Source organism: Ancylobacter pratisalsi (assembly GCF_010669125.1).
In the GTDB taxonomy this organism is placed as follows: domain Bacteria; phylum Pseudomonadota; class Alphaproteobacteria; order Rhizobiales; family Xanthobacteraceae; genus Ancylobacter; species Ancylobacter pratisalsi.
In genome coordinates this window covers 357,239-369,492 of sequence record NZ_CP048630.1, presented here as the reverse complement: position 1 = coordinate 369,492, position 12,254 = coordinate 357,239, and the positions used below count along the sequence as shown (strand labels likewise).

Annotated in this window: 11 protein-coding genes; 9 read left to right on the top strand and 2 right to left on the bottom strand. The window is 66.6% G+C overall.

From position 1 onward, the window contains the following. On the top strand, positions 1–810 hold the full coding sequence (locus tag G3A50_RS01765; RefSeq protein ID WP_163073552.1) for an LssY C-terminal domain-containing protein: 810 nt from the start codon (positions 1–3) through the stop codon (positions 808–810). Between the two features lie 144 nt (positions 811–954). Here the strand turns inward: G3A50_RS01765 and G3A50_RS01760 are convergent, their stop codons facing one another. Together G3A50_RS01760 and G3A50_RS01755 are read right to left on the bottom strand one after the other, a co-directional pair. Next, the gene (locus G3A50_RS01760) at positions 955–1,728 is read right to left on the bottom strand and encodes an outer membrane protein (protein WP_163073551.1); all 774 of its coding nucleotides are present in this window, start codon (positions 1,726–1,728) and stop codon (positions 955–957) included. Between the two features lie 145 nt (positions 1,729–1,873). After that, entirely contained in the window at positions 1,874–3,133 is a 1,260-nt protein-coding gene (locus tag G3A50_RS01755) for an amidase (RefSeq protein WP_210255268.1), read from the bottom strand. Positions 3,134–3,331: 198 nt separating this feature from the next. Here G3A50_RS01755 and pdxY point away from each other — a divergent pair, with 198 nt between their 5' ends. The 8 genes from pdxY (at position 3,332) to G3A50_RS01715 (ending at position 12,169) form a co-directional block, all read left to right on the top strand. Further along, positions 3,332–4,180 (top strand): pyridoxal kinase PdxY, encoded by an 849-nt coding sequence (gene pdxY, locus G3A50_RS01750; protein ID WP_163073547.1) that lies wholly within the window; start codon positions 3,332–3,334, stop codon positions 4,178–4,180. 5 nt (positions 4,181–4,185) lie between these two features. Continuing rightward, on the top strand, positions 4,186–5,082 hold the full coding sequence (locus G3A50_RS01745) for a PhzF family phenazine biosynthesis protein (protein WP_163073546.1): 897 nt from the start codon (positions 4,186–4,188) through the stop codon (positions 5,080–5,082). Between the two features lie 24 nt (positions 5,083–5,106). Beyond that, positions 5,107–5,832 (top strand): NUDIX hydrolase, encoded by a 726-nt coding sequence (locus tag G3A50_RS01740; protein ID WP_163073545.1) that lies wholly within the window; start codon positions 5,107–5,109, stop codon positions 5,830–5,832. Positions 5,833–5,925: 93 nt separating this feature from the next. Beyond that, positions 5,926–6,960 carry a BMP family protein gene (locus G3A50_RS01735; protein ID WP_163073544.1) on the top strand — a complete coding sequence of 345 codons (1,035 nt, stop codon included), beginning with the start codon at positions 5,926–5,928 and terminating at the stop codon, positions 6,958–6,960. A 224-nt stretch (positions 6,961–7,184) separates the two neighbouring features. Next, on the top strand, positions 7,185–8,732 hold the full coding sequence (locus G3A50_RS01730) for an ABC transporter ATP-binding protein (RefSeq protein WP_163073542.1): 1,548 nt from the start codon (positions 7,185–7,187) through the stop codon (positions 8,730–8,732). A gap of 133 nt (positions 8,733–8,865) precedes the next feature. After that, the gene (locus tag G3A50_RS01725) at positions 8,866–9,933 is read left to right on the top strand and encodes an ABC transporter permease (protein ID WP_163073541.1); all 1,068 of its coding nucleotides are present in this window, start codon (positions 8,866–8,868) and stop codon (positions 9,931–9,933) included. Next, positions 9,933–10,877, top strand: coding sequence for an ABC transporter permease (locus tag G3A50_RS01720; protein ID WP_163073539.1), 945 nt, complete (start codon positions 9,933–9,935; stop codon positions 10,875–10,877). Before G3A50_RS01725 ends, G3A50_RS01720 begins: the two co-directional genes overlap by 1 nt. Beyond that, positions 10,874–12,169 (top strand): amidohydrolase family protein, encoded by a 1,296-nt coding sequence (locus tag G3A50_RS01715; protein ID WP_163073537.1) that lies wholly within the window; start codon positions 10,874–10,876, stop codon positions 12,167–12,169. Before G3A50_RS01720 ends, G3A50_RS01715 begins: the two co-directional genes overlap by 4 nt. The last annotated feature ends 85 nt before the right edge of the window (positions 12,170–12,254 follow it).

The following is a 12,254-nucleotide window of genomic DNA, read 5'->3' as shown; positions in this document are numbered from 1 at the left end:
GTGGCAAGCGGGCACACCAAGACGCGGCGGGTCTGGCACTGGGTTCTCGCCGCGTTTCTCGTCTGGGCCGCTGCTGCCTACATCATACTGCCGCGGCTGTGGACCCATCACGAGCGTCAGCCGGGCATCCGGCACATGCCGATGGTGACACAGACGAAGCAGGGCATTCCCGGCGATCCCATCGACGTCGGTCTGGTGGGGACAAAGGAGGATGTCATCCGCGCCATGGTGGCGGCGGGCTGGCGTCCCGCCGATCCGGTGACGCTCAAATCCAGCGTGGCCATTGTCGGGTCCGTCGTGCTCGGTCGCGCCGATCCGCAGGCGCCGGTCAGCCCGCTGTTCTATGACGGCCGCATGCAGGACCTCGCCTTCGAGAAGGAGGTCGGGAAAAGCGCCGACCGACGCGACCATGTGCGGTTCTGGAAAGTGCTGGACGTTGGTGCGGAGCGCGAGCCGGTCTGGCTCGGCTCGGCCACCTATGATCGGGGTGTCGGCCTCAGCCATTACACCGCGGCCGTCACCCATCACATCGGCCCGGATGTCGACGCGGTGCGCGACCTGCTGATCGATGATCTGAAGGCGGCGGATGCCGTGCGCACCGTCTATCAGGTCACCGGCCTCGGCCCGACCCTGTTCGGGCGCAATGGCGGTGGCGATGCGTATTACACCGATGGCGAGATCTGGTTTGCCTGGCTGATGCCCGATGGCGAGAAGAACCCCAAGCCCGCGATCATCATCGCCCCGCCGCCCGCCGTCGGCGCCAAGGACGCGATCTGGAGCGCTGTGGCCAATCTGGTCGGCGTGGAGTGAGCCTGCAAAGGCGGGAAGGCGCCGCGACGCCGGTGCTGCGACGGATACCGAGACGAAGGACACCGAAACGAAAAAAGCGGGAAACAGGCCAATCGCCCGTTCCCCGCCCTTTTCGTGTCAGCACACCCCTTGTGAAAGGCGGGCTCAGAACTTGTAGTTGATGCCGAGCTTCACGGTCTGGAGCTTGGCGTCGATGTTCGTGTTGGAGGCGCCATCCCAGTTGATGTCGCCGAGGTCGGCGTAGAGATATTCGATCTTCGCCGTCCAGTTGTCGGTGAACGCGTATTCCACGCCCGCGCCGACGGTCCAGCCCCAGAGGGTTTCGCTGGTCGAGGCAGAGCCGGACAGTCCGGGCTGATACACGCCGTTGAGATAGCTGTTCAGATTTCCGGAGGCCTTCACATTGCCCCAAGCCAGACCGCCGGTGACATAAGGCAGCAGCCGGTCATAGGCGTAGCCGAGCCGGGCGCGCACGGTTCCGAACGCCTCGATCTTGGTGTTGACCGTGCCGTATGCCTCGGCCGGCCCGCCGGGAGTGGCCTGGTAGGCATAGTAGTTCAGCTTGTCTTCAAGCGAGCCAAAATCGAAATCGGCTTCGACGCCGAGGACGAAATTGTTCTCAAACTGGTAATTGTAGCCAAGCTGGAAGCCGCCGAACCAGCCCTCGGGGTCGACCCCGCCATTGTAGCTGTATCCGTCGTAGCCGGAATAGTAATGGCCGAGATAGTTGTCCCAGGACGTGGATCCATCACCCCAGCCATACCCAACATTGGCGCCGAGGTAGAAGCCGGTCCAGGTGAAGGCGGGAACCACCGCCACGACGGGAGCCTTCACAGGATAGCTCATATCGGCAGCAAAGGCCGGCAACGCGAGCGCGACGCTCGCCGCGCCGCCCAGAAGAAGAGACTTAATACGCATGTCAGATACCCCCACAGGACTGGATTTTCTCAGAGGAAAATGCGCAATCTGAAGTTGACAATCCGCGCGTATTGACGCGCGGTCAAGGGGGTTACGAAAACTGGTATTCCTTTATGTAATCTTGGTATTCGATTACATAACATCTTCAGGCATCGGTAATCGCCCGTTCGAGGAAGCGGGCCGCGCCGAGCATGGCCTTGTCCCGCCCGAAACGCCCGACCACCTGCACCCCGATCGGCATTCCGGTTGCGCCGGTCAGGCCGGCCACGTTCACGCAGGGCGCGCCGCTCAACGTCCAGAGCTTGTTGAACACCGGGGACCCGGTGGTGGCGTGTCCTTCCGGCGCTTCGCCGGGGGCTGAGAAGGTCAGGAGCGCGTCATGTCCGGCGAACAGGTCGGCGAGCGCGTAACGTCCGCGCCGGGCGGTGCGCCGGGCCGCGTCGTAGACCTCGGGCGCGATGGTCATTCCGTCGGCGAGGTAGCTGGCCAGCCGGTCGGAAAGCCCGTCCCGGTGCCGGTCCCACTCATCGGCGAACGCCAGCGCCGCTTCATAGGACTGGATCACACCCTGCGCCTCGTCCAATGCCTCCACTTCCGGCGGCAGCTCGATCACGCTCACCCGCGCCCCGGCCTTCACGGCAGCCTGCCCGGCCGCCTCCAGCGCGGCGTGAGCGTCGGCCGAGGCCTGGTCCGCGCGAGCGGTCTTCACCAGCGCGAAATGGGGGAGCTCATCGCTCTCCTCCGGGATCAGGTCGCGCCCGGTCATCGCCGCGGCGCCGAAGGCGACATCGGCAACGTGGGCGCCGAACAGGCCGATCGTGTCCAGCGACCAGGCGAAGACCTTGAGGCCGGGCACCGGAATGAGCTTGAACGACGGCTTGTAACCGGTGACGCCGCAGAACGAGGCCGGGCGGATCACCGAGCCGGCGGTCTGGGTGCCCAGCGCCAGCGGCAGCATGCCCGCCGCCACGGCCGCCGCCGAACCGGCCGAGGAGCCGCCGGGCGTGTGCGAGAGGCGGCGCGGATTGCGCGTCTGTGTGGGCTTCATGAAGGCGAATTCGGTCGTCGTCATCTTGCCGGGGATCACCGCCCCGGCCCGCAGCGCCATGCGCACCACCGTCGCATCGGCCGCCGGTCGATAGCCGGCATAGATCGGAGAGCCCCGCTCGGTCGGCAGACCGGCGGTGTCGAGCACGTCCTTGATGCCGACCGGCAGGCCGGCGAGCGGCGTTTGGCCGAGGCCGGGCTCCTGCGCGCGAGCCAGCATGGTGTCGAGGTCGAGCGTCGCGAAGGCGCGAATGTCCGGCTCGCATGCGCGAATGGTCTGCGCGCAGCGTTCGGCGACGTCGGCGGGGCTGAGGCGCCCGGCGTGAATGGCATGGGCGAGGGCGACGGCGGAGAGCATCTCGTTCATGTCCCTGCCTCTCGCATGGGGTGAAGCGGCGGGCAAGAGGCGATGAAACACGCCGATGCCGATGCAGGGTGAAGGCGCTGGTGCGACATCCATGCAGCAACGTTATGGATTTGCTCACCGATTTTCGTTTGAGCCCTTGCGTCGCGCGCGATAAGCGCGGATCGTTCCAACCGGTCGGGGCGCGTGCAAATGAATATCCTGTCGATACAGAGCTGGGTGGCTTATGGACATGTCGGCAATGCGTCCGCCATGTTTCCAATGCAGCGGCTCGGCCATGAGGTGTGGGGCATCCACACCGTGCAGTTCTCCAATCACACCGGCTATGGCGCCTGGCGTGGTGAGGTGTTCGGCGCCGATCTGATCCGCGAACTGGTCGGCGGCATGGAAGATCGTAATGTCCTGCCGCGCTGCGACGGCGTGCTGTCCGGCTATATGGGGGCGGCCGAGATCGGCGACGCGATCCTCGACACGGTGGGCCGGGTCAAGGCCGCCAACGCCGCCGCGCATTATTGCTGCGATCCGGTGATCGGCGATGTCGGGCGCGGCGTGTTCGTGCGTCCCGGCATTCCCGAGTTCATGCGCGAGCGGGCGGTGCCGGCGGCGGACCTCATCACGCCGAACCAGTTCGAGCTCGACTTTCTCTCCGGGCGCACCACCACAACGCTCGCGGACGCCCAGGCCGCCTGCGCGGCGGTGCACGCCACCGGCCCCCGCGTCATCCTGGTCACCAGCCTCCACACCGAGGAAACGCCCGCGGATTCGATCGACCTGATGGCGTCCGGCCCCGACGGCACGTTCCGCGTGCGCACGCCCAAGCTCGACATCTCGGTCAACGGCGCGGGCGATGCCATCGCGGCACTGTTCTTCGTGCACTGGAAGTCAACGCATTCCGCCGCCGAGGCGCTCTCCAAGGCCGCCTCGTCGGCCTATGGATTGCTTGCCCGCACCGCTGCGGCCGGCTCGCGGGAGATCCTGACCGTGGCGGCTCAGGACGAATTCGTGACGCCCTCGCGCGTCTTCACGCCGGAGAAGTTGTGAGCGCCATGGCACGCCGTTTCGTCACCCTCGACGTTTTCACGGACCGGACCCTTTCGGGCAACCCGCTCGCCGTCGTGCTCGACGCCGACGGGCTCGACGGCAACCAGATGCAGGCCATCGCCCGCGAGTTCAATCTCTCCGAGACGGTGTTCGTCATGAAGGCGGAGGACGATGACAGCCGCGCCCGGTTGCGCATCTTCACCGTCAATCACGAGCTGCCCTTCGCCGGCCACCCCACGGTCGGTGCGGCCGTGCTGCTTGCCCTGCTGGACAAGGTGGAGAACAGCACCGATTTCGTTCTGGAAGAGAACGTCGGCGCCATCCCCTGCCACGTCAATCTGCGTGGCGAGCGGTCGGGGGCGGCCACGTTCACCGTGCCCCGCATCCCCGAGATCACGGATGCCGAGCCCATGAGCCGGGAAGCCTGCGCCCAGGCGCTGGGCCTCGACACCTCCGATATCGGGTTCGACAACTACCAGCCCGTGGTGGCGTCGGCGGGAGTGCCGTTCGTCTGCATTCCGCTGGCCTCGCGTTCGGCGCTGGCGCGCATCAGCCCGAGCGCGGCGCGCCTCATCGGCACCTTCGGCGGTGAGGCGGATTCGGTCTATGTGTTCTGCCGCGACGAGGATGGCGAAGGCGATCTGCGCGCGCGTATGTTCGCGGCGAATATGGGCATCGACGAGGACCCCGCGACCGGTTCCGCCGCCGCCTCGCTTGCGGCGGTCCTGATGACCGGTGAGGCGCCCGAGGATGGCTTCCACGCCTTCGACATCCTTCAGGGAGTCGAGATGGGGCGCCCCAGCCTGGTGCGGCTCGGCATGGAGGTCGAGCAGGGCGAGCTTATCGCGGTCACCATTGGCGGCGGTGCGATCATCGTCTCCGAAGGCACCATCCATGTCTGAGCGCCCGCGTCGGCGCCGCGCCTGATGAGCGAGATCGTCGAGCTCGACCGGCTCGACCTCGCCTTCGATCCCGTGCCTCCGGAATATTCCCGGCGTCACCGGGCGGCGATCGAGGCCCAGTTCGCGCGCATGCGGCGCGACCGTCCCTCGCTGTGGAACGGTCGCATCCTGATGCTGGCGGACGCCACCATCGGGAGCCGCGCCCTTTCCGGCCGCTTCGTCGAGACGGACTTCGCCACCCTGCTCTGGGTGCTGTATGGCGAGAGCACCGCGCCGGGCCTGCGCAACGCCTTCGGCGCCGCCGCGCTGCGCGGTTGCGATGGCGGCTTCGTGCTGGTGCGCCAGGCGCCCTGGACCCTCAATGCCGGCCGCGTCTATTTCGCCACCGGCACGCCGGAGCCCGCCGATGTCACGGCGGACGGGCAGGTCGATATGGAAGCCAGCATGCTGCGCGAGCTTGCCGAGGAAACCGGGCTGACGGTGTCCGATGTCGCCCCCGCGGCAGGGTGGCTGGCGGTGTGCGACCCGGTGCGGATCGCGCTGCTGCGTCCCTTCGTTGCGCACGAGAGCGCGGTGGCGCTGGCTGCGCGCATCCACGCCTTCATCGCCCGGCAGCCGCGCCCGGAGATCGACGGCACCGTCATCGTGCACGGTCCGGAAGGCCTCAGCCCGGCGATGCCGGACTTTATCCAGAGCTATCTTCGCGCGGTTTGGGAGCGGGAGAAAAAGGGTCGTGACTTTTCGGACTGAACAGTTCGAAATTGGCACGACGCTCGCATGCGATAGGGTTCACGCGGTCCGCGTCCACGCAAGCCACCGCCACATGTTCGGGAGATGCTAAAGATGGTCGACAAGTCCGAAGGCCTGCCTCTTTTCTCATCAGGCAAGCTTGATCGGCGGCAGCTGTTGGCGCTCGGCGCCGGCGCGCTCGCCCTCACCACCTTCGGCGGCGAGGCGTTCGCCGCGAAGGAAAAGCCGATCAAGGTCGCCGCGATCTTCACCGTGCCGGTGGAGCAGCAGTGGGTATCGCGCATCCACAAGGCGCTGAAGGCCGCCGAGGCGCGTGGCGACATCACCTACAAATTCTCCGAGAACGTCGCCAATACCGACTATGAGCGCGTCATGCGGCAGTACTCACAGGAAGGCGCCGACCTCGTGGTCGGCGAGGTCTTCGCGGTGGAACGCCCGGCGCGCAAGGTGGCGGCGGACTATCCCGCTGTCGCCTATCTGATGGGATCGTCCTTCGGGCCGACCAAGCCGAACTTCTCGGCGTTCGACAATTTCATTCATGAGCCGTCCTTCCTCACCGGCATGGTGGCGGGCAAGATGACCAAGTCGAACGTCATCGGCCTGGTCGGCGGCTACGCCATTCCCGAGGTGAACCGGCTGATGCAGGCCTTCATGGAAGGCGCCGTGGCGGTGAACCCGGACGTGAAGTTCCTCGTGACCTTCATCAACAGCTGGTACGACCCGCCAAAGGCCAAGGAGGCCGCCTTCGCGCAGATCGACAAGGGCGCGGACGTCCTCTACGCGGAGCGCTTCGGCGTGTCGGACGCCGCCAAGGAGCGCGGCATCAAGGCGATCGGCAACGTCATCGACACGTCCGCCGATTATCCCGGCACGGTGATCGCCTCCGCGCTTTGGCATATGGAGCCCACCATCGACCGTGCCATCAAGGCGGTCACGGACGGCACCTTCACCGCCGAGGACTACGGTCCGTTCAGCTACATGGCCCATGGCGGCGCCAGCCTCGCCCCGCTGGATCCCAAGCTGGTCCCGCCCGAGGTGATCGATGTCGTTCTCGTCAAGGAGAAGGAGATCAAGGACGGCCTGTTCCGGGTCAACGTGAACGACGCCGAGCCCAAATCGACGATGTGAGCGGATCGCTCCTGTGAGCGACCCGCTTGCGGGAGCGCATTCGCAGGGCTGCGGCCCTCTCTCCCGCCACCCAGTGCGGCAATCGCCGGGTTGGGTGGCGGGGCAATGCCTCAAGGGTTGGCGTTGGTTGGAAGCGGCGAGTGGACGCTTCGCGACGGTTCGCCCGACAACCGGCTTCGTGCCCGATGTCTTCCCTGTTCGGGAAGCTCCACCAAAGGCTCGTCATGCGCCCAGATACGCGTCCCCTCGTCCTGTCGCTCAACGGCATCACCAAGCGCTTCGGTCCGCTGACGGCCAATGACCGTATCGACCTTGACGTGCGCGCGGGGGAGATCGTGGCACTCCTTGGCGAGAACGGCGCCGGCAAGACCACGTTGATGAGCATCCTCTTCGGCCACTACATCGCCGATGAGGGAACGGTGAACATCGCCGGGCCGGATGGTCAGCTCACCCCGTTGCCCGGCGGCTCAGCGGAAGCGGCGCTGGCGGCGGGCATCGGCATGGTTCACCAGCACTTCGCGCTGGCCGAGAACCTCACCGGTTTCGAGAATATCGTGCTGGGCACCCAGTCGCTCTGGAGCGCGAAACTGAAGCGCCGCGAAGCGCGGGCCAAGGTGGACCGGCTGATCGCGGAAAGCGGGCTCAGTGCGGATCTGGACGTGCCGGTGGCGCGACTCTCGGTCGGGGAACAGCAGCGCATCGAGATATTGAAGGCCCTCTACCGCGACGTGCGGGTGCTGATCCTGGACGAGCCAACCGCCGTTCTCACCCCGCAGGAGGCCGATGGGCTGGCCGCCACCGTGCGCAAGCTGGCGCAGGGCGGGCTGGCCGTCATCTTCATCAGCCACAAGCTGCACGAGGTGCTGGCCTTGTGCGAGCGCGTGGTGGTGCTGCGTGGCGGCGCCAAGGTGGCCGACCGCCCGACTGCCGGAGCGGATCGCTCGACACTTGCCGAACTGATGGTGGGCCGCGCCATTCCCTCGCGCGAGCGTCCGCCCGCGAGGCCAGGCGAGGCGGTGCTCAGCCTGCGCGGTGTGAGCGTGGGCAAGCCCGGCCAGCGCGATCGTCTGGAGGGCGCGGACCTTGACGTGCGGGCCGGCGAGATTCTCGGCATTGCCGGCGTTTCCGGAAACGGGCAGGGGGCTCTTGCCGCCCTTGTCGCCGGCCTTGTCGGCGTTCGGTCCGGGGAGATGATGCTGGCCGGTTCACGTGCTGCCGGGGCGGATCCCGCCGGGCGGGTCGCCTCCGGTGTGGGGCGCATTCCCGAGGACCGACATCGCGACGGCACCGTCGGCGCCCTCAGTGTCGCGGAGAATTTCGTGATCGAGACCATCTCCGAGCCTGAAAACCAGTCCTTCGGCTTCCTCCGCCGCGCCGCCATCCGCGCACGCACGGCCGAGGCCATCCGTGCCTATGACGTGCGCTGTCCGGGGCCGGACGCCGCCATCCGCGCGCTTTCGGGCGGGAACATGCAGAAGGTGGTTCTGGCGCGGGTGCTGGAACGCGAGCCGCGGCTCATCCTCGCCCATCAGCCCACGCGCGGTCTCGATATCGGCGCCACGACCGACGTTCACCGCCGCCTCATCGCGGCGCGCGAACGCGGGGCGGCGGTGCTGCTGATCTCGGAAGACCTCGACGAACTTTTCGCGCTGTCGGATCGCATTGCGGTGGTGCATGCCGGCCACCTGTCCGCGGCCATGGAGGCCGAGGGCCTCGATGTGCGCACCGTCGGGTTGATGATGGCGGGTCAAGCCGGAGGGGCCGCGGCGTGACGCTCGGGAGGTCTCACCCACCTTTGGCGCAGGCCGGCCGTCAACCGGTGCCCGGAGCGCGTCGATGCGCCGGTATCGTTTCGCCAAGCACCCCCCTCGCATTCACGCCGCCCCGGAAGGGAGCCCGCCGCCGATGATCCGCTTTGTTCCGCGCGAGCGCACGCCGCTATGGCTCACCGTCGCCGTGTCCATCGGCTCGGGGCTGGCGGCGCTGCTGCTGACGGCCGTGCCGCTGGCGCTGTCCGGTGCGCCGATCCTCGACGCCTTCCTGCTGATGGCAAAGGGCGCGGCGGGCGATGGTTTCGCGCTGGCGGAAACGCTGACCCGCGCCACGCCACTCATCTTCACGGGCCTTGCTGCGGCCGTCGCCTTTCGGGCCAAGCTCTGGAACATCGGCGCCGAGGGGCAGCTCTATGCCGGGGCGCTCGCGACGGTGGCGCTCGGTGCCGGACTGATCGAGGCGCCCTCCTATGTGCTCCTCCCACTGGTGCTGCTCGCCGCGGCGCTGGCCGGGGCTGCGCTGCTGCTGGTAGCCGTGTTCTTCAAATCCCGTTTCGGTGCCGATGAAGTCGTCGTCACGCTCCTCATGAACTTCATCGTCCTCCTCATCGTCCAGATGATGCTCGAAGGTCCGATGAAGGACGAGATGGCCCTCGGCTGGCCGCAATCGGCACCCGTGCTTGACGAAGCGACGCTTCCAAAGCTCATCACCGGCCTGCGACTGCATTGGGGGTTGATCATCGCCATCGCCGCCGCGCTGCTCCTGCACGTGCTGATGTCCCGTACCGTCTGGGGTTTCCGCATAAGGGCGGTCGGCGAAAATGCCCGCGCCGCGCGGTATGCCGGCCTTCCCGTCGGCCGTTCGATGGTGCTGGTCGGCCTGCTTTCCGGCGGGCTGGCGGGCCTTGCGGGCGCCAGCGAAGTGGCCGGTCTGAAGGGCTACCTGACCTCCGACCTGTCACCCGGTTTCGGCTATGCCGGCATCGTCGTGGCAACACTTGCCAACCTGTCGCCACTGGGCGTCATACCCTCCGCCATCTTCATCGCGGGCGTCTTCGTCGGCGCGGATAGCATGAGCCGGACGATCGGTGTCTCCAACTATCTTGCTGATCTTGTTGTATCTTTCTCGCTTCTGAGCGTGCTGATCGGGGGATTGCTGACGCGCTTCCGCCTTGTCATGGTCCGCAGGGAGGCCGCCTGATGCTCGACGCGCTGGACATTCTCCTCCAGGCCAATTTCTGGGCGGCGACCATCCGCATCGCCACGCCGCTCATCTTCGGCGTGCTCGGCGCGCTGCTCTGCGAGCGGGCGGGCGTGCTCAATCTCGGCATCGAAGGCATCTTCGTCGCTGGCGCCATGTCCGGCTGGCTCGCCGTCTATCTCGGCCTGCCACTTTGGGGCGGCGTGCTGGTCGCGGCGCTGGTGGGAGCGGGGTTCGGCCTGCTGCACGGTCTGTTGACGGTGCCGCTGGGCCTTTCGCAGCATGTCACCGGGATCGGGATCACGCTGCTGGCGACCTCGGCGGCCTATTTCGGCTACCGCGTGGCGTTTCCCAATGTCGGCACGCCGCCACGCATCGAGCCCTTTGCGCCGCTGGACCTGCCAATTCTAGGCGATCTCCCCTTCATCGGGCCGATTCTCGGGCAGCAGACCGCCTTCACCGTGCTGGCCTTCGCCTGCGTCGGCGGGCTGGCGTTCATCCTCGGCCGGACTCCGCTTGGGCTCGCGTTGCGGGCGGTGGGTGACAATCCAGAGGCCGTGGAAGCGCAGGGGCTGTCCGTGGCCGGCCTGCGGATCGGGGCGGTAATGGCCGGCTCGGCGCTCATGGCGCTCGGGGGTGCCTTCCTGACGCTCTCCGCGTTCAACGCCTTCTATTTCGGCATGATCAACGGTCGCGGCTGGGTGTGTATCGCTCTCACCGTCTTCGCCTCCTGGAGACCGGGCAAGGCGCTGGTCGGTGCCCTGCTGTTCGGGGCGCTGGACGCCTACCAGCTTCGCCTCCAGACCATTACCGGGGGAGCGGTGCCAAGCCAGATCTTCCTGATGCTGCCGTATATTTTCTCAATTGCCGCGCTAGTTCTGGTGGCTCGTCGTGCCGACTATCCGCGCGCTCTCATGAAGCCCTATTTCAAAGGTCAGCGATGAGCCTCGATCTCCTGATACGCAATGCCCGCCTCCCCAATGGCCGTTCCGGTGTCGACATCGCCTGCGAGGCCGGACGCATCGTCGCGGTCGAGCCCGGGATCGAGGCGGAAGCGGGGCGGGTGATCGACGCCGCCGGCCAACTGGTGGCGCCGCCTTTCATCGATGTCCACTTCCATATGGATGCCACGCTCTCGCTTGGCCTGCCGCGGATGAACAGGTCCGGCACGCTGCTGGAGGGCATCGCGCTGTGGGGCGAACTCAAGCCCCAGCTGACACATGATGCCGTGATCGAGAGAGCGCTGCGCTACTGTGATCTCGCCGTAAGCCAGGGCCTGCTGGCGATCCGTTCGCACGTCGATATCTGCGACGAGCGGCTGCTCGCCGTCGAGGCGCTTCTCGACGTCAAGGACCAGGTGAAGGACTATATCGACCTTCAGCTCGTCGCCTTCCCGCAGGATGGCTACTACCGATCGCCGAACGCGATCGGAAACCTGAATCGCGCACTCGACATGGGCGTCGATGTCGTCGGCGGCATCCCTCATTTCGAACGCACCATGGCGGATGGTGCAGCCTCGCTCAAGGCGCTCTGCGAGATCGGGGCCGAGCGCGGCCTGCGCGTCGACATCCATTGCGACGAGACCGACGATCCGATGTCCCGTCATATCGAGGCCCTGAGCTACGAGACCCAGCGGCTTGGCCTTCACGGACGTGTCGCCGGCTCGCATCTCACCTCCATGCACTCCATGGACAACTACTATGTCTCCAAGCTCATTCCCTTGATGGTGGAGGCCGGCGTCCACGCCATTGCCAATCCGCTCATCAACATCACCCTTCAGGGGCGGCATGACACCTACCCCAAGCGGCGGGGGCAGACTCGTGTGCCGGAGCTGCGTGAAGCTGGCGTCAATGTGGCTTTCGGCCATGACTGCGTGATGGACCCCTGGTACTCGCTGGGTTCGGCGGACATGCTGGAAGTGGCGCACATGGCGTTGCACGTGGGGCAGATGACCTCACGCGAGGCAATGACGTGGTGCTTCGAGGCGGTGACGACAAACCCGGCCCGCATCATGGGACTTGATGGCTATGGGCTGGCGCCAGGCTGCAACGCGGATCTCGTGGTGCTCCAGGCGGCGGATCCGATCGAGGCGATCCGCCTGAAGGCCACCCGGCTTTTTGTGGTGCGTCGCGGGCGGGTGATCGCCCAGGGCACTCCGCGCGTTTCTTCGCTCGACCTGCCGGGTCGCCCGGCACTGGTGGACCCTTCGGCTTATGCACCACATGAAGTGGGCTGATAGGGCCTTCCCGCTTGAATCAGATTGTCCGGTTCCTGTCGGAGAGGCCTGAATCAAATCGCTAGCGATTCAGCCTATCCGCATG